The sequence below is a fragment of the Flavimaribacter sediminis genome, from assembly GCF_019492055.1.
GTDB lineage: Bacteria > Pseudomonadota > Alphaproteobacteria > Rhizobiales > Rhizobiaceae > Flavimaribacter > Flavimaribacter sediminis.
Map to the genome: position 1 here is coordinate 327,131 of NZ_JAICBX010000004.1, position 17,270 is coordinate 344,400.

Genomic DNA, 17,270 nt, shown 5'->3' on the forward strand with positions numbered 1-17,270 from the left:
ATACTCTATTCGGCGGCTTGCGCCTGATTGTCGGGAACCAGCGCTTCGAGTTCGTGACGGTGTTTGATGAAGTATTCGAGCGCCTGCTGCTTGACCTGACGCCCGAATTTGGCGACCCAGGTCTTGCCCGGCGAGGTCTCGTCGCAGCATTCCAGCACCTGGTCGAGCATTTCGATTTCAAGCTTCATATCCTGGATATGGCGGTCGATCGCCCGGACGATCGTCTCGCGATCGAGAATTTCTGCGCACATGGCCATCAGGAGAAATTCTGATTTAAAAGAGTCGCGTCGAGGCAGCACACGGAGCGATTCATGCAATTCCTGCCGTCCCTTTTCGGTGATCGAATACACCTTGCGCGAAGGTTTTCCGGACTCGAATTCCTCGCGCACCGTGACGCATCCATCATCCTGCAGCCTGGAAAGGGCGGGATAGATCGACCCAAAGCTTGCATCGACGAAAAAGGAGAAATGTTCTTCGGTCGACATCTTCTTGATCTCGTAACCGGTGGCCTCGGAAAAGTGCAGTATGGCCAGGCAGAGGGTGCGAACGTTCATTAATTGGCGGATCCGGTACTTACGCTCGCGGCGGGAAACCGAGAACTGATGCATGCTTCGCGGCTATATAGTGACTCAATATATATCGAACAAGTATATACTCGCTCGTTTTTGCGTTTGCAAAATCATGAAATCGAAATCGTATCACAAAATCGTGTCTGTCTGGCAGTGGGAAGCTTTGGCTTTGTTGCGAAAATTCAATTGGTTAATCGAAACATATGAATCAAAATATGCGCTACGAATCACCCGTGGCGCCGATGCTGCATCGCAAAATTAGTTGAATACGCGCCCTTTTTTAAAGGCGGTTGCTTCAATTCGGCGCCTGAAAAGCCTTGAAGCGTCCTTCGGGGACATCAAAGAACATGCCGGTTTCGATCAACTCAGGATCGCATAGTGCAACGAGGCTGCCTGCGACTTCTGACGGATGCGGCAGGGTCATGGGATCTTCCCCTGGCATGGCGAGCGCCCGCATTGCGGTGCGCGTTGGACCGGGATTGACGCAATTCACGCGTAGCGGGCTGTTGATCGTCTCCGCCGCCCAGCAACGCGCCAGCGCCTCCACGGCGGCCTTGCTCGCCGCATAGAGACCGTGAAAGGGCCTGCAACTGTGCGCCGCTCCTGACGAAACGATAACGGCGCGACCGGCGTCGGATTTCGCAAGCAAAGGATCGACCGTGCGGATCACGCGCCAGGTCGCGTTGACGTTGGTGTTCATCGTCTTTTCGAAAGTGCGCGCTTCGTAGTGGCCAACGGGAGAGAGCGTGCCCAGGACTGCGGCGTTGGCGATCAGAATGTCGAGTTTGCCCCAGCGTTCGAATATGGCTGCTCCCAGCTTGTCGATCGCTTTCATGTCAAGAAGATCCTGCGGCACCAGCGTCGCCGAGCCGCGTCCCTGTTCTCGAATTGCGTCGTCCAGCTCCTCCAGACCTCCAACGGTGCGGGCGACGGCGATGACATGCGCGCCTGCGTCGGCAAGCGCGAGCGCGGTATAATATCCGATCCCCCGGGATGCGCCGGTGACCAGGGCGATCCGGCCCGTCAGGTCTGTCATAGGTGATTATCCGTTATTGGCGAGCAAAGAGAGGACGCGCGTTGACTCAGTGTGTTCCTGATCGGTCAAAGCCGTGGGATAGTCGCTCGTAAAACACGCATCGCAGAATTGCGGGCACTGATCGTTGCGTTGCGGTTCGTTGACGGCGCGGTAAAGGCCGTTGATCGACAGAAACGCTAGGGAATCGACGCGGATGAAATCGCGCATCTCCTCGATCGACATGCGCGAGGCGAGCAGCTTCGACTTCTCCGGCGTGTCGACGCCATAGAAACAAGACGCGGATGTGGGAGGCGACGCAATGCGCATATGCACCTCGGCGGCGCCTGCGTCACGCACCATCTGGACGATTTTTTGCGATGTAGTGCCCCTGACTATGGAATCATCAACCAGCACGATACGCTTGTCCCTGATCGCCCATCGATTGGCATTGTGCTTCAGCCTCACGCCCATGTGCCGGATCGCCGACTGCGGCTGAATGAAGGTCCGTCCGACGTAATGGTTGCGAATAATCCCGAGATCGAAAGGTATCCCTGCTTCCTGGGAGAAGCCGATCGCCGCGGGCGTGCCCGAATCCGGCACAGGTACGACCATGTCAGCGTTTACCGGCGCCTCTCGGGCCAGTTCCTGGCCGATTTTCTTGCGCACCTCGTAGACGTTGCGCCCCTCGATCGTCGAATCCGGACGGGCGAAGTAGACATACTCGAATATGCAGAAGCGCGGGTTTGTCTTCTCGAACGGAAAGTAGCTGCGAGGGCCTTCCTCGGTGATAACGATGACCTCGCCCGGCTGAATGTCCCTGACGATGCGAGCCCCGATAATGTCGAGGGCGCAGGTCTCTGACGCAAGGATGTAAGCGCCGTCGAGATCGCCCAGCACAAGAGGGCGGATTCCGAGCGGATCGCGCGCGCCGATCATCTTCTTGCCGGACAGGCCAACGAAGGAGAACGCCCCTTCGAGCTGGGTGACGGCGTCGATGAATTTCTCCACGAGACGATCCCGTTCACTCACGGCTATCAGATGCAGCACTGTTTCGGTATCGGATGTCGAGGAAAAAATCGCGCCGCGTTTCTGCAGTTCGCGCTGTTTCGTCAATGCATTGGTGAGATTGCCGTTGTGCGCGATGGCGAAACCGCCGCCTGCGAATTCCGCGAATAAGGGCTGCACGTTGCGCAGACCTTCGCCGCCGGTTGTCGAATACCGGGTATGGCCGATGGCGCGGCTTCCGGGAAGCCGGTCCATGACCGACTGTTTGGTGAAGGTGTCGCCGATCAGGCCTACATGGCGCTCGACCGAAAATTGCTTTCCGTCAAACGAGACAATGCCGGCTGCTTCCTGGCCCCGATGCTGCAGGGCGTGCAGTCCAAGCGTCACGACCGCAGCGGCGTCCGGCTTTCCGTATATACCGAAAACGCCGCACTCGTCGCGGAAGCAGTCAGCTTCGTTTTCAGTTGTTGTCTGGTGCGTCTGAGTCACTTATTCGAGCCTCATCGTCGGAACCCGTTTCTGATCCGCGCAGCCGTTCAATGATCGATGAATCGGCGTCTTCGGGAAGCAGGTTAACAAGCTGATCCCCAAGCGAATCCAGCATCGGCTTCGACTTGGCGTCCGCAACCCATTGCGGCTGCTGCGGAGGTGCAACGAGCCAGTTAAAGAACAGCATTGCGACCGCCACAAGCAGGATACCACGCGCCGCGCCGAACAGGAAACCCAGCGTCCGGTCGAGCGCGCCGATCCGGCTGTCGATGATGAAATCGGCGATCTTCATCGTGATAACGGAGACGACGATCAGCACCACGACAAATATGGCTGCGGCCGAAATTATCAACGCCACATCGTCGTTCGAAACATATTGCTGCACGAACGGCAGAAGCGTTGGATAAAACTTGTATGCGGCAAAGGCGGCAGCCGCCCATGACACGACGGCGAGAACTTCCCGCGAGAATCCTCGAACCATGGCGAGCACGGCCGAGAACAGGGTAACGGCAAGCACTAATCCGTCCAGCAGGGTAATCGGCATATTGGATGAACCTCGTGATGCAATCGAAAAGCCTGGAACTGCGCAGGGTTCTTACCCGGCGTTTCCGGTTCTGACTATTCTATTCCCCGACGTCTTGCAAATCCCGGATATCCGTTCCGGCTATGCGCGCCACCAGATCGGACAGGTTTTCAACAAATCTCCATTCTCCGTCAGGCCTTGCGGGCAGATCTGCGGAGCCTCCGGACAGCACAGCCTGTGTGAATCCGAGCTTTTCGGCTTCCTTGAGTCGCTGCAGCGTATGTGCAACCGGGCGCACGGCCCCGGAAAGGCTGATTTCGCCGAAATACACGCAATCGGCCGGCAGGGCCAGCCCGGCAAGCGAAGACACCAAAGCCGCGGCGATCGCCAGATCCGCCGCCGGTTCCGTGATCCGATATCCGCCTGCGACGTTGAGATAGACGTCATGTTGACCGAGCCGCACGCCGCAATGGGACTCGAGGACTGCGAGTATCATCGCCAGGCGCGCCGAATCCCAACCAACCACCGCGCGCCGCGGCGTGCCAAGCGGCGAGGGCGACACCAGCGCCTGGACTTCCACCAGAACCGGCCGCGTGCCTTCCATTCCGGCGAACACCGCGGCGCCCGCAGCCTTTTCGTTGCGTTCTCCGAGAAACAGTTCGGAAGGGTTGGCGACCTCGCGCAGGCCTGCGTCCGACATCTCGAAAACGCCGATCTCGTCGGTCGGCCCGAAGCGGTTTTTCACGGTGCGCAGAATGCGGTAGTGGTGACCCCGGTCACCCTCGAAATAGAGGACGCCGTCGACCATGTGTTCGACAACGCGCGGGCCGGCGATCTGGCCATCCTTGGTGACATGTCCGACAAGGACGACCGCGGCGCCGGTCTGTTTGGCGAACCGGATCATTGCCTGTGCGCCTGTGCGCACCTGCGTTACGGTTCCCGGCGCAGAGTCTGCGAAGTCGCTCCAAAGCGTCTGTATGGAATCAACGATCACGAAATCCGGACGCTTGTTCTGATCGAGCGTGGCGAGAATGTCTTCGACATTGGTTTCGGCCGCCAGCATGACATTGCTGTCAGCTGCGCCGAGCCTCTGCGCGCGCAGCCGGACCTGGGCTGTTGCTTCTTCTCCGGAGACATAGATGACGCTGTGGCCGTTACGGGAGAGGGCTGCCGCCGCCTGCATCAACAGGGTTGATTTGCCGATGCCCGGATCGCCGCCAACGAGCATGGCCGAGCCGCGCACAAAGCCACCGCCGGTCACGCGATCGAGTTCGGCAATGTCGCTCGAAATGCGCGGCGCATCCTCGATCTCTCCGGAAAGCGGCGTCAGAGCGACAGGGCGTCCCTTTCTGGTCTTGCGTTGCGGCCCCCCGCCGACCCCGGCGGTCGGGTTGTCTTCGACGATCGTGTTCCACTCGCCGCAATTGTCGCACCGACCTGCCCATTGCCCGTAAACGGCGCCGCAATTCTGGCAGACGAAGCGTGCTCTGGCTTTAGCCATCGCCGGATGGTCCCGATTGCGGCCGAATGTAGTGGCGGCAATAGCGCTTACCGAGCGACGTCAGAACCTCGTACCCAATGGTGCCTGCCGCATCGGCTACTTCGTCTACCGGTATGTTCGGTCCGAACAGTTCGATGAAATCCCCGGCCGCAACGCTGCCTGCAGGCAAGTCGGTGACGTCGAAGGCGGTTATGTCCATGGTCACGCGTCCGAGAACCGGCGCCGCCTGACCGTTGATCCATCCTCTGGCGCCATTTTCGATCACATCGCGCAAAGGAACGCCCGACCCCGAGACGGAGCGAAGATAGCCGTCGGCATATCCGATGGAACACACTGCGATACGGCTGTCCCTTGCAAGCTCCACGGTTGCGCCGTAACTGACCGTTTCGCCGGCGCGGGCCTGGCGGATAGTCATGATGCGCGCTTCGGCGGCGGCGACCATCCTGAGCGGTGTGTCGCCCTGATTCGCCGCCCGACCGCCATAAAGGGCGATGCCCGGGCGCGTAAGATCAAAGTGAAAGTCCGGCCCGAGCAGGATGCCGGCGGATGCGGCAAGGCTTGCTTCAACGCCGTCAAAGGCGTCCGCGACCCGACGGAACCGCTCCAGTTGATCTGTGTTCTGGGGATGGTTCGGTTCGTCGGAGCTGGCGAGATGGCTCATTACCAGCACCGGCGCGAAACCGGCCGGGCGCGCGACGTCGTTTGCGAGCTCCAGCGCTTCCTCGACGGTTACCCCCAACCTGTTCATGCCAGTGTCAACTTGAAGGGCGCATGGATGATCGTCCATCTCGATGCAATGCGCCGACCACCAGGCGACCTGCTCCATTGATGCGAGAACCGGAACCAGTTCGGCCGTTCGGCAAATCGTCTCGATGCCCGGCAGCATGCAGTTCATGACATAGATGCGGCCGTCCGGCGCATGTGGGCGCAATTCGGCGCCCTCGCGCGCTGTCGCGACGAAAAAATCCCTGCAGCCCGCTTCATAGAGAGCGTCGACTGCATGGACGGCGCCGAGCCCGTAAGCGTCCGCCTTCACGACGGCCGCGCAACGCGCGTTGCCGCTCATTGCGCGGCAGCTCCGCCAGTTCTCTACGAGCGCATCAAGGTCGACAGTCAGTCGCGCCCCGTAGTCGTCATCGCTCGCAATCGCGCCGTCGATCTCGTCAACCTTCAATAGTTCAGCCAATCCGCCGTCTGTTCATATTATTCATGGCTGTATTGCGAATAGGAACTGTCTGCAAGGTCGGAGAAGCGCGTAAACTCGTCCTGGAAGCCGAGTGACACCGTGCCTGTCGGGCCGTGGCGCTGTTTTGCGACGATAACGTCGGCCGTGCCGCGCACCTTCGCCATCTTTTCTTCCCAGCGCAGATATTCCTCGGTCTTGATGTTGCCCGAGACTTCTTCCGGCGTTCGGCGCGGTTCCTGGTTCTTGACGTAATATTCCTCGCGATAGACGAAAAGCACCACGTCGGCGTCCTGTTCGATCGAACCCGATTCGCGAAGGTCGGAAAGCTGCGGGCGCTTGTCGTCTCGGTTTTCCACCTGACGCGACAGCTGCGACAGGGCAATGACCGGCACCGCGAGTTCCTTGGCAAGCGCCTTAAGCCCGGTGGTGATCTCGGTGATTTCCTGGACGCGATTGTCGTTTGACTTCTTTGAGCCTGTCATAAGCTGCACATAGTCGATGACCAGCAGGTCGAGACCGCGCTGGCGTTTCAGCCGACGCGCGCGCGCCGCAAGCTGGGCGATCGAAATGCCGCCGGTCTGGTCGATGAAGAGCGGCACCTTCTGCATCTCCTGGGAGCAGCCCACGAGAAGTTCAAAATCGGCTTCCGTGATCTCGCCCCGGCGAATTTTGGAAGAGGGGATCTCCGTCTGCTCGGAAATGATGCGGGTCGCGAGCTGTTCTGACGACATTTCCAGTGAGTAGAAGCCGACGACGCCGCCATTGACGGCCTTCGACGAACCGTCGGCTTGCACTTCGGCCCTGTAGGCTTTGGCGATATTGTACGCAATGTTCGTCGCAAGAGAAGTCTTGCCCATGCCCGGTCGCCCGGCCAGGATGATCAGGTCGGACTGCTGGAGGCCGCCCATCCTGCGATCGAGCGTGTGAATGCCGGTGGAAATGCCCGAAAGCCCGCCATCGCGCTGATAGGCCGCGCCGGCCATGTCGATTGCGAGCGCGACGGCGTCGTTGAAACTCTGAAAACCGCCGTCATAGCGTCCAGTCTCGGCGAGTTCGAAAAGCCGGCGCTCGGCGTCTTCGATCTGGCTCTGGGGCGGCATGTCCAATGGCGCGTCGAAGGCGATGTTGACCATGTCCTCGCCGATCGTGATCAGGGCGCGCCTCAGCGCCAGGTCGTAAATGGCGCGGCCATAGTCTTCCGCATTGATGATGGTGACGGCTTCGGCGGCGAGACGCGCGAGATATTGCGCGATCGTCATTTCGCCGACCTTCTCGTCCGCGGGAAGGAATGTCTTGATGGTGACTGGATTGGCCGTCTTGCCCATACGAATGATTTCGCCGGCCACCTCGAAAATCTTGCGATGAAGCGGCTCATGCAGATGGATCGGCTTGAGGAAATCCGAGACACGGTAATAGGCGTCGTTATTCACGAGGATCGCGCCCAGCAGCGCCTGTTCAGCCTCAATGTTTCCAGGCGCCTCACGGTATATACTGTTGTTGTTATTGGCGTTCTGGTCGATGCGTCTTGCCGGGTCGCTCATAATATCCCTTCTTCACTGAACCCGTTTGTCTGCGGGCCCGTTCACCTGGCGGCTCTTCGCGCCGCGATCGCGCTGGAAATCGTCTGCCTTACGGGCGACCGGTATAGGCGCAAAATCAGGCGAAAACCGAAAAATGGTCCAGCCATGCTCGATGTCCACAAGCCTCGTGTGGAAATATAATTGATATCTGATTCTGTTTGACAGGCGAAAGGGAATCAAAATGTGGCGGGGAAGATGCGCGAACTTGAGCCTGTTCGTCTTTCGTGCAGCAGACGCAACGTAAGCCGGCGGATAAGGCCCGTCAGGAACTGAAAAATGAGTGAAGTTCGCGGGCGCCTATTTCGCGGTCACTGGCTGTCTCATTTTGGCGGGAGAGGGCGCTGGGCTCGCCTTTGCTGGCGCATGCTCCATCTCGGTAATGTAATCGCGTACGATTGGAAGCGCATCGACCTTCTTCGCCATCTGGATCTGGAAGACAACGAGGTCCTGATGGCGAAAACCTGATTCGGACGACGCGAGATAGAATTCCCACATGCGGCAGAATCGTTCGTCGTACAGTTCTTTCGCCTTGTCGCGATTCTGCATGAAGGCGTGGCGCCAGGCTTTGAGCGTTTCGGCGTAATGCAGCCTCAATATCTCGACATCGGTTACTGCGAGACCGGACCGCTCGATGGCCGGCAGCATTTCCGACAGGGACGGAATATATCCGCCCGGGAAGATATATTTCTTGATGAACGCGTTGGTCGGCGAGGGCGGATGTGTCTGACCGATCGTGTGCAGCAGCATGACGCCATCGTCGTCGAGTATCTCGGCGCATTTGTCGAAATAGGTCTGGTAATGTTTCTTTCCGACATGTTCGAACATGCCGACCGAAACGATTCGGTCGAATTTCTGTTCGATCTTGCGATAGTCGAGCAGCTTGAACTCGGCTTTCGCGGCGAGGCCTTCATCACGCGCCCGGCGGTTCGATACGTTGAACTGCTCGTCCGACAGGGTCACCCCGGTGACACGGGCGTCGAATTCGCGGGCAAGGTGAAGTCCCATGCCGCCCCATCCGGAACCGATATCAAGAACCGACAGCTTTCCGCGCTCCATATAGAGCTTTGCGGCGATGTGTTTTTTCTTGGCAAGCTGAGCCTCCGCCAGATCGAAATCCGGTTTTTCGTAGTAGGCGCAGGAGTACTGGCGATCCGGGTCGAGAAACAGGTCATACAGTTCGCCAGACAGATCATAGTGATGTTGGACATTGGCCCTTGAGCGTCCGAGCGTGTTCCAGTCTCCAACATGAGACACAGCGCGGCGAAGGCCATCGACAATTTTAAGCCAGGCCGAGGATGTGGTGGCGTTGGAGCCGGCATTCTCGAAGATCACTTCAAGGAAATCGTAGATATCGCCCTCGACCATGTCGATATCGCCGTCCATGAAGGCTTCAGCGAATTTGAGTGATGGATCGAGAAGGATCTCGCGTTCGGCTTTTTTGGAATTGAGGCGGACATGAACCGGCTGTCCCGCGCCGTCTCCAAACTTGCTCGTCCTTCCGCCTGCAAATGTTACGGTCAAATTTCCCGATTTGACCAGTCTGTTTATCAATCGCTCAAGAAAACGGTCCACGACAATAGGCCTCGTGCTTGTCAGTCTCTGTCCCCGAAGAAATTCGGCGTTGTTTGTAGTGACTGTAACAATGAAAAATCTGATAATCCAGTATCATGCGTCAGGCTGTGATAAGAATGCCACAACATAAAAATGCCCGGTCACTGACCGGGCATCGAGATAGTCGCCATGAGAAGTTTCCTCAGGCCTTTTCTTCGTCTTCTGTGGTTTCGTCAGCTTCGTCCGCAGCATCGTCGCCAAGTTCTTCGGATTCGGCGGCTTCGAATTCGACGCCTTCCTCGAAGAGTTCCTCTGCATTGACGTCTTCTTCCTCGTCAACACCGTAGATGGCTTCGGCGGAGGTGAGGTCTTCGCCTTTCGCCTGCCTTTCGGCTTCATCTGCGGAACGAGCGACGTTCAGTTCGATCTTCACCTCGACTTCAGCGTGGAGCGAAATGATGACGTCGTGCAGACCGATGGTCTTGATCGGGTTCTGCAGTTCGACCTGGTTGCGGCCGATGCTGAAACCTTCGCTGTCGAGGATTTCTAAAACATCGCGGGCTGCGACCGAGCCGTAGAGCTGGCCGGTTTCGCCGGCGGCGCGCACAACGATGAAGGACGAGCCCTCAAGTTTGTCCGCGACCTGCTGAGCTTCGCCGCGACGTTCGAGGTTGCGGGCTTCGAGCTGCGCGCGTTCGGCCTCGAAGCGAGCCTTGTTGGCTTCGCTGGCGCGCAGCGCCTTTCCCTGCGGAAGGAGATAGTTGCGGGCGTAACCGTCGCGCACCTTGACGGTGTCGCCCATCTGGCCGAGCTTGGCCACGCGTTCGAGAAGAATGACGTCCATTGCATAAGTCCTTTCAGGTGGTTTTGTCGTTCTTGTTTGGGGATGTCGGAGCCGTTGTCCGGGTAGTCCCGAACAGGCCGGCAATGAAGAAAGCCACGAGCGGCATCATCGAAGCGATGAAGACCACAACATAGGCAAACCAGAGAAGCAGCAAGCGCCAGGGTTTTCCGCGGGTCGCAAAGTGCAGCATGGCGAGGCCGGACAGCGTAAACCCAGCGGTGAAAGCGCCCGTGATCGCCAATCCGGCTGCAGACAGGCCGCCGCCAATAAAGTAGACAACAAGCCCTGCGCCAAGGATGGGTATTGCGATTGGCTGCATACGAAGGTGAGCTGGAAGATCGTCGCGGGGCCGCTTTGAACGCCTGAATTTATCCGCAAGCCTCGCCGATACATACCAACCGAAAAAGAGCAGCAGTACAAAGAAGGCGCCAAGGAGGAACGGCATGATTGCGAGGAATTGGTCTATTGCGGCTTCCATCGAGTTGAGGGGAATTGTCTCGGCTTCGGGAGTCTGCGCGATAAATTCTTCAAGCAACATCAAATAGGTGTCGCGCATTTCCTGACTGTCGCCTACGGAGAGGATTTGCAGGGAAGAAAGGGCGGCCGAAATTCCACAAATGTAGAGGAATAAACGCGAGAGCGGATACCACGCCAATTCGCCTTCCGGTCCGCCGATTTCGTCGGCGGGGCGGGCCAGGTTGGTGAGATGCGCAATCCATGCCGCTGGCGCGAACAAGGCCCCGGCAAACAATGCAGCTACAAAAGGAGAGGTCGCAATTCCCAAAATTATTGCGCCGATGAAGCCGGCGATGACTCCGGCGCGGTTCGACCAGCCAATTCCGGCGACCAGCACTGAAACGAGCGAAAGAAACATGAAGAGAAAATTGAGAAGCGGAAACGCAAGCGCGCTCAGCACCAGCATCGCCGAAGCAATTCCGGCAAAAATGCCGACAGCAATGGATTGAGTCGCGGTGTTCATCGTTTCGCTGTCCTGCTTGTTCAAGCAGTTAGAGGCAAATCCGGAATCAGTCTCTCAATATCCGGTCGCCCCAACTCGGGGTTTTGGTTTCAGGGCCGCCGCGCCCATCACGGCGGCCGAAGCCGGGGCGTTCCCCGGCCAGGTGTTTGCAGTCCGCCTTACTTTACGAGATAGGGCAGCAGGCCGAGGAAACGGGCGCGCTTGATCGCACGGGCGAGTTCGCGCTGCTTCTTCTGGCTCACGGCAGTAATACGGGACGGGACGATCTTGCCGCGTTCGGAGATGTAACGCTGCAAGAGGCGTACGTCCTTGTAGTCGATCTTCGGAGCGTTGGCGCCGGAAAACGGGCATGTCTTGCGGCGACGGTGAAACGGGCGCCGTGTCGGAATCTGATTGATGTCTACCATGGTCAGGCTCCCTTAATTGCGGTCTTCGCGGGGACGACGCGGACGGTCATCACGGTCACGGCCGCCACGGCGGTCGTCACGGTCGCGTTTCTGCATCATCGCGGACGGACCTTCTTCAAGTTCGTCGACGCGGATGGTCATGTAACGCAGCACATCTTCGTTGATGCGCATCTGGCGTTCCATTTCCTTGACGGCGTCTGACGGCGCGTCGAGGTTCATCAGCGTGTAATGCGCCTTGCGATTCTTGTTGATGCGATAGGTCAGGGACTTCAGTCCCCAGTTTTCAATACGCCCGACTGATCCGCCATTGCTTTCGATAATACCCTTGAACTGTTCCACAAGGGCTTCGACCTGCTGTCCGGATACGTCCTGTCGGGCAAGGAATACATGTTCGTAGAGAGCCATGAATGACTTGCCTTTCCTTCGTTGCATTTCATCACCCGGCAAAGGCGGCTAAGCCTCAACGACCTTCCGACCGCGCAAGCGGGATCAGGAAAGGCGTTCGTTTCGAGACGGTCGAGAGCGGAGACACGGGAGGCCGGAAGACTTTTCTTCCTGTCGTCCATTATGAAGCGGACGGCCCTCCGTTCAGCCCCCAGCCAATTGACCGGGTGTTTCGAACAGCGCGCTTGTACACGTTTTTGCGAGGGTTGCAAGCCAAACCGGTTCAATTGAGGTGTGAAACGGATCGGTCTGCTCTTCCAGATTTGTGATTCATTCGGTGGGAAGGACAATATAACCCAAGCGGTCGATCTCATCTCACAGGCTCGCAGGCGCTAGTCGCGGGCCTTCCTGAAAAGACGCGTCTCGTTGAAAAGCCCTTCGAGCTGCTTCATGCGCTGGCTGGTCACACCCCAGATATCGGTCTCGATGGCGGCGATCAGCGCCTCGACGATGAACATCGTAACGACAGAGGAGTCCCAGGCCGACGGCGCTTCGATCTGCACATTGAACCGGATCTCGGCGAACCGTGAGACAGGGGAGCCCCAGCGGTCGGTGAAGAGGATAATGGACGCGCCTTTCGAACGGGCCATTTCGGCCAGTTTCAGCGTATCGTTCTCGTAACGGCGAATATCGAATGCGACGAGCACGTCGCCTTCTCGAATGTTGAGAACGAAATGCGGCCAGGTATTGGCGTTCGGAGGCAGCAGCGTCACGTTTTCGCGGATCACCTGCATATGGGTGAACATATATTGCGCCAACGCATGCGTAATGCGGCCGCCGGCGATGAGGATATTGCGCCTGCGGTCGGCCAATCGTGTCCGCACGGCGTCGAAGTCCTCTGGATCGAGCGCGCCCAGCGTCTCGCGCATGTTCTGCATCACCGCATCGGCGAAGCGGTTGAGGATATGGGTGTTCGGCGCGTGTTCTGCCCAGCTGTCATGTTTGGCGATCGGATTGGAGATTGTCGCCTCCAGCTCCGCGCGGAGCGAAGCCTGCAGGTCGGGAAAACCGGAAAAACCCAGCTTCTGGGCCATGCGCAGGACGGATGGCGTGGACACGCCGGCGCTTTCTGCGAGCCTTGTCATACTGGTTAGGCCGGCGACGGGGTAGTTTTCCAGAAGCGCGTCGGCCAGCCGGCGTTCCGTGCGCGTCAGAGCGTCGTATCTGTCTCTGATGAGTTCAAGTACCGGCTTGTCCATCGTCTGCGTATTTTCCTCCATTGGGACATGCTATCGCGTCGTTCCACAGCGCGCCACAAATTTGTAATGAAAATTTCAGGTTCCTATTGACGAGACCGGAATTTCTGTACAGATTTTTACAGAACAGGGGATAATGGCATTGACCTCTCATGCGTCACTTCTGACTGTCGCGGATGGCGGACCGGTTTCCGTCGCCAATCCCAGCGGCGACAGCGACATCCTGCTTGTGTGTGAACATGCTTCGAACCGGATTCCGGCCGCCCTCGGCATGTTGGGTCTCGAACCGGAAGTTCTGCAAAGCCATATCGCGTGGGACCCCGGCGCCATCGAGGTGGCGATGGCGATGGCTGATATCCTGGACGCGACGCTTATTTCCCAGAATTTTTCGCGTCTCGTCTTCGACTGCAACCGCGCGCCGGGAGCACATGACGCCATGCCGGCGATCAGCGAAATATACGAGGTGCCCGGCAATCACCGTCTGTCCGAACTCGAACAGCAACGGCGCATCATCGAAATATACACGCCGTTTCACGAAACGGTCGCCGACACGATAGAGCAACGGACGCATGCTGGGCGGCATCCGGTCATCGTGACCATTCACAGTTTTACCCCGGTCTATCATGGCGTAATGCGGGAGGTGGAACTCGGCATACTGCATGACTGGGACGCTCGCCTGGCCGACGCGATGCTCGATCACGCCTCGCGTTTCACAGACAAAGTGACCCGCCGCAACGAGCCCTATGGGCCGGGGCAGGGGGTCATGCATACGATCGACATTCACGCCGCGCCGCGCGACCTGCTTAACGTCATGATCGAGGTGCGAAATGACCTTATTGCAGACGAAGCTGGTCAGAATCGAGCAGCCAACGAACTGGTCGCCATGTTGATGGCCGCGCTCGAGCAACCCGTTCACCAAACAGAATCCTCGCCTGCGAGGGCTTCCTGATGCCCGGCTTCATCGTCGGCTATATCCGGATCGTTGACCGGTTCAACCGCATTATCGGGCGTTTCGCCATGTATCTCATCTTCGCGATGATGGGCGTACTCCTCTATTCATCCTTCACCAAGACGTTTTTCATTCCGCCGCTCTGGACGCTTGAAACTGCGCAGTTCCTCATGGTCGGCTACTACATACTTGGAGGGGCCTATTCCCTGCAGATGGGCGACCATGTGCGCATGGATCTCCTGTATGGCGCCTGGTCCGACAAGACGAAAGCCTGGGTCGACTGCTTCACCGTACTGTTGTTGATCTTCTATCTCGGCGTCCTGCTGTACGGCGGATACAACAGCACCGCCTACGCCATCGAGTACGGTGAAAGGAGCTATTCCGCCTGGCGACCCTATATGGCCCCGATCAAGATCGTCATGTGCCTCGGCATTCTAATGATGCTGCTTCAGGCAATCGCCTCGATGTTCCGGAGCATCGGCAAGGTGCGCGGGGTTGATCTGTGATGAGCTATGAGATGATCGCCATCCTCATGTTCGCCTCCATGATGGTGATGCTTCTTACCGGCCAACGCGTTTTTGGGGCGATCGGCGCCGTGGCGGTGATCGCATCGCTGCTGCTTTGGGGCGATGGCGGGTCGGAGATCGCGTTTTCAGCCGGCGTCAAGCTGATGAAGTGGTATCCGCTGCTGACGCTACCGCTCTTCATCTACATGGGCTACATGCTTTCTGAATCCGGTATCGCCGATGATCTCTACAGGATGTTTCATGTCTGGTTTGGACCGCTGAGCGGCGGTCTTGCGATCGGCACGGTGGTTCTGATGGTGGCGATTTCCGCAATGAACGGGCTGAGCGTGGCCGGCATGGCGATTGGAGCCACCATTGCGCTACCGGAACTGCTGCGCCGTGGCTATGACAAGATCATGATCACCGGGGTCGTGCAGGCCGGCAGTTCGCTCGGCATTCTCGTGCCGCCGAGCGTTGTTCTGGTGCTTTATGGCATGATCGCCCGAGAGCCGGTCGGGCAGTTGTGGCTGGCAGGCGTTTTTCCCGGCTTGATGATGGCAGGTCTGTTCATCGTCTATATCGTCATTCGCTGCCGCATCCAGCCGGAACTGGGCCCGCCGCTCTCGGAGGAAGAACGCGACATTCCGATGCGCGAGAAGCTGAAGCTGCTGCGAGCCGGCATTCTGCCAATTCTGATATTCTTCTGCATGACCGGACTGTTTCTGATGGGTGTGACGAGCCTCGTCGAGAGTTCCGCCGTTGGAGCGCTTGCGGCGACGGCCGCCGCCATTGTGAAACGACGGCTGACCGCGCATGTGATGGAAGAGACCCTGCGCAAGACGCTGGGTGTGAGCTGCATGTTCATGTGGATTATTCTGGCGGCTCTGTGTTTCGGCGCGGTGTTCGATGGTTTGGGCGCAGTGCGCGCAATCGAGGGCTTTTTTGTCGGGCAACTTGGTCTCGGCCCTTGGGAGATCCTCATCCTGATGCAGCTTTCCTTCCTGCTGATGGGGACATTTCTCGACGATACGGCCATGCTTGTGATCGTCGCGCCGCTTTACATTCCGCTGGTCGATGCACTTGGTTTCGATCTTATCTGGTACGGCGTGCTCTACACGATAACCAGCCAGATCGCCTACATGACGCCTCCCTTCGGATATAATCTTTTCCTGATGCGGGCGATGGCTCCGCCGGAAATTTCGCTGACCGACATTTACCGGTCCATCGTGCCCTTTGTTTTTGTGATGCTGCTGGCGCTGGTGATCGTCATGGTCTTTCCCCAAATCGCCCTTTGGCTGCCGCAACACGTCTATGCCCGCTAACCGCAAAAGGAGATCGCGCCGCCGAACACAATAGAAGGGAACAATTGAACAGGAGGTGCGACGGAAAGGTTCGCGCATCTCGAAACGGGAGAATACCTATGACCAACAGACGTAATTTTCTGAAAAAAGCAGGCCTGTTCACGGCCGCCGCCGGCAGCGCCACGCTCGCTGCTCCTCATGTCAAGGCGCAGGCGCCCATCAAGTGGCGGCTCCAGACCTATGCTGGTCCGGCGCTCGCCGAACACGTGATCAAGCCGTCCATCGACCAGTTCAACAAGGTCGCGGCGGGCCAGATGGAAATCGAACTCTACTTCGCCGACCAGCTTGTCCCGACGGGCGAACTGTTTCGCGCCATGCAGCGTGGCACGATAGACGCCGTGCAGAGCGACGACGACTCGATTGCAGCGCCGGTCGATGTTTCGGTGTTCGGCGGATATTTCCCGTTCGCGTCACGATACAGCCTTGATGTGCCGGTGCTCTTCAATGAGTACGGGCTGAAGGAAATCTGGGAAGAGGCTTATTCGGAAGTTGAGGGCGTGAAATGGCTGAGCGCTGGCGCCTGGGACCCGTGCAACTTCGCGACTGTTGATCCGATCAGGAGCCTGGAAGACCTGAAGGGCAAACGCGTATTCACATTCCCGACCGCCGGCCGCTTCCTGCAGCGCTTCGGCGTGGTGCCGGTGACGCTGCCGTGGGAAGACATCGAGGTCGCCGTTCAGACAGGCGAGCTTGACGGCATTGCCTGGTCGGGCATCACCGAGGACTACACGGTCGGATGGGCCGATGTGACCAACTACTACCTAACCAACAACATTTCCGGCGCTTGGGCGGGTTCCTATTTCGTCAATGAGGAACGTTGGAACGAACTGCCGGAGAACCTGCAGACGCTCTACATGCTTTGCATCAACAGCTCTCATTATCACCGCCAATACTGGTACTGGTGGGGTGAGGCGCATTACCGCACGACCGGAGGCAAGCTCGAATTGACGTCGATTCCGGAAGAGGAATGGACCACCGTCGAAGACGAGGCCTTGAAATTCTGGGACGAAATCGCGGCCGAGAGCCCGCGTAACGCGAAGGTCGTCGAGATCCTCAAGAAATACCGCGAAACCATGCAGAAGGCGGGTCCGCCCTACCGCTACGGCTAGCATTTGAGAAAGCTGTTGTCGCCGGAATCGTTTTCTGCGAAACCGGCGGCAATTTA

At 58.3% G+C, this 17,270-nt stretch carries 17 protein-coding genes; 4 read left to right on the plus strand and 13 right to left on the minus strand.

Annotated elements, in window-relative coordinates; genetic code table 11:
* Positions 1 to 5: 5 nt before the first annotated feature.
* The 13 genes from K1W69_RS20590 to K1W69_RS20650 all read right to left on the minus strand — a co-directional run bounded on the left by K1W69_RS20590 (position 6) and on the right by K1W69_RS20650 (position 13,292).
* Positions 6 to 554: a PadR family transcriptional regulator gene (locus K1W69_RS20590; protein WP_220230323.1), complete on the minus strand. Its 549-nt coding sequence runs from the start codon at positions 552 to 554 to the stop codon at positions 6 to 8.
* A 310-nt stretch (positions 555 to 864) separates the two neighbouring features.
* On the minus strand, positions 865 to 1,605 hold the full coding sequence (locus tag K1W69_RS20595) for an SDR family NAD(P)-dependent oxidoreductase (RefSeq protein ID WP_220230324.1): 741 nt from the start codon (positions 1,603 to 1,605) through the stop codon (positions 865 to 867).
* Positions 1,606 to 1,611: 6 nt separating this feature from the next.
* Positions 1,612 to 3,078 carry an amidophosphoribosyltransferase gene (purF, locus tag K1W69_RS20600; RefSeq protein ID WP_220230325.1) on the minus strand — a complete coding sequence of 489 codons (1,467 nt, stop codon included), beginning with the start codon at positions 3,076 to 3,078 and terminating at the stop codon, positions 1,612 to 1,614.
* Positions 3,050 to 3,622 carry a CvpA family protein gene (locus K1W69_RS20605; protein ID WP_220230326.1) on the minus strand — a complete coding sequence of 191 codons (573 nt, stop codon included), beginning with the start codon at positions 3,620 to 3,622 and terminating at the stop codon, positions 3,050 to 3,052. The genes purF and K1W69_RS20605 overlap by 29 nt, the downstream gene beginning before the upstream one ends.
* Before the next feature lie 79 nt (positions 3,623 to 3,701).
* Positions 3,702 to 5,102 carry a DNA repair protein RadA gene (gene radA, locus K1W69_RS20610; protein ID WP_220230327.1) on the minus strand — a complete coding sequence of 467 codons (1,401 nt, stop codon included), beginning with the start codon at positions 5,100 to 5,102 and terminating at the stop codon, positions 3,702 to 3,704.
* Entirely contained in the window at positions 5,095 to 6,249 is a 1,155-nt protein-coding gene (alr, locus tag K1W69_RS20615) for an alanine racemase (protein ID WP_220230594.1), read from the minus strand. Before alr ends, radA begins: the two co-directional genes overlap by 8 nt.
* Positions 6,250 to 6,305: 56 nt before the next feature.
* On the minus strand, positions 6,306 to 7,829 hold the full coding sequence (locus K1W69_RS20620; protein ID WP_220230328.1) for a replicative DNA helicase: 1,524 nt from the start codon (positions 7,827 to 7,829) through the stop codon (positions 6,306 to 6,308).
* Between the two features lie 336 nt (positions 7,830 to 8,165).
* Positions 8,166 to 9,440: a cyclopropane fatty acid synthase gene (locus K1W69_RS20625; protein WP_220230329.1), complete on the minus strand. Its 1,275-nt coding sequence runs from the start codon at positions 9,438 to 9,440 to the stop codon at positions 8,166 to 8,168.
* A 181-nt stretch (positions 9,441 to 9,621) separates the two neighbouring features.
* Complete coding sequence (gene rplI / locus K1W69_RS20630) at positions 9,622 to 10,263, minus strand: 50S ribosomal protein L9 (protein ID WP_220230330.1); 642 nt, start codon at positions 10,261 to 10,263, stop codon at positions 9,622 to 9,624.
* 13 nt (positions 10,264 to 10,276) lie between these two features.
* Positions 10,277 to 11,116: a DUF2232 domain-containing protein gene (locus tag K1W69_RS20635; protein ID WP_441713871.1), complete on the minus strand. Its 840-nt coding sequence runs from the start codon at positions 11,114 to 11,116 to the stop codon at positions 10,277 to 10,279.
* A 284-nt stretch (positions 11,117 to 11,400) separates the two neighbouring features.
* Complete coding sequence (gene rpsR / locus K1W69_RS20640; RefSeq protein WP_136658698.1) at positions 11,401 to 11,649, minus strand: 30S ribosomal protein S18; 249 nt, start codon at positions 11,647 to 11,649, stop codon at positions 11,401 to 11,403.
* 12 nt (positions 11,650 to 11,661) lie between these two features.
* Positions 11,662 to 12,054 (minus strand): 30S ribosomal protein S6, encoded by a 393-nt coding sequence (gene rpsF, locus K1W69_RS20645; RefSeq protein WP_220230595.1) that lies wholly within the window; start codon positions 12,052 to 12,054, stop codon positions 11,662 to 11,664.
* 371 nt (positions 12,055 to 12,425) lie between these two features.
* Positions 12,426 to 13,292 (minus strand): MurR/RpiR family transcriptional regulator, encoded by an 867-nt coding sequence (locus K1W69_RS20650; protein ID WP_258571241.1) that lies wholly within the window; start codon positions 13,290 to 13,292, stop codon positions 12,426 to 12,428.
* Positions 13,293 to 13,431: 139 nt separating this feature from the next.
* Between K1W69_RS20650 and K1W69_RS20655 the strand changes: the two genes are divergently transcribed.
* The 4 genes from K1W69_RS20655 to K1W69_RS20670 all read left to right on the plus strand — a co-directional run bounded on the left by K1W69_RS20655 (position 13,432) and on the right by K1W69_RS20670 (position 17,214).
* Positions 13,432 to 14,238, plus strand: a complete 807-nt coding sequence (locus tag K1W69_RS20655; protein ID WP_258571242.1) for an N-formylglutamate amidohydrolase — start codon at positions 13,432 to 13,434, stop codon at positions 14,236 to 14,238.
* Complete coding sequence (locus tag K1W69_RS20660; RefSeq protein WP_220230334.1) at positions 14,238 to 14,744, plus strand: TRAP transporter small permease subunit; 507 nt, start codon at positions 14,238 to 14,240, stop codon at positions 14,742 to 14,744. The genes K1W69_RS20655 and K1W69_RS20660 overlap by 1 nt, the downstream gene beginning before the upstream one ends.
* Entirely contained in the window at positions 14,744 to 16,066 is a 1,323-nt protein-coding gene (locus tag K1W69_RS20665) for a TRAP transporter large permease (RefSeq protein WP_220230335.1), read from the plus strand. Before K1W69_RS20660 ends, K1W69_RS20665 begins: the two co-directional genes overlap by 1 nt.
* A 98-nt stretch (positions 16,067 to 16,164) precedes the next feature.
* Positions 16,165 to 17,214, plus strand: a complete 1,050-nt coding sequence (locus K1W69_RS20670) for a TRAP transporter substrate-binding protein (protein ID WP_220230336.1) — start codon at positions 16,165 to 16,167, stop codon at positions 17,212 to 17,214.
* The last annotated feature ends 56 nt before the right edge of the window (positions 17,215 to 17,270 follow it).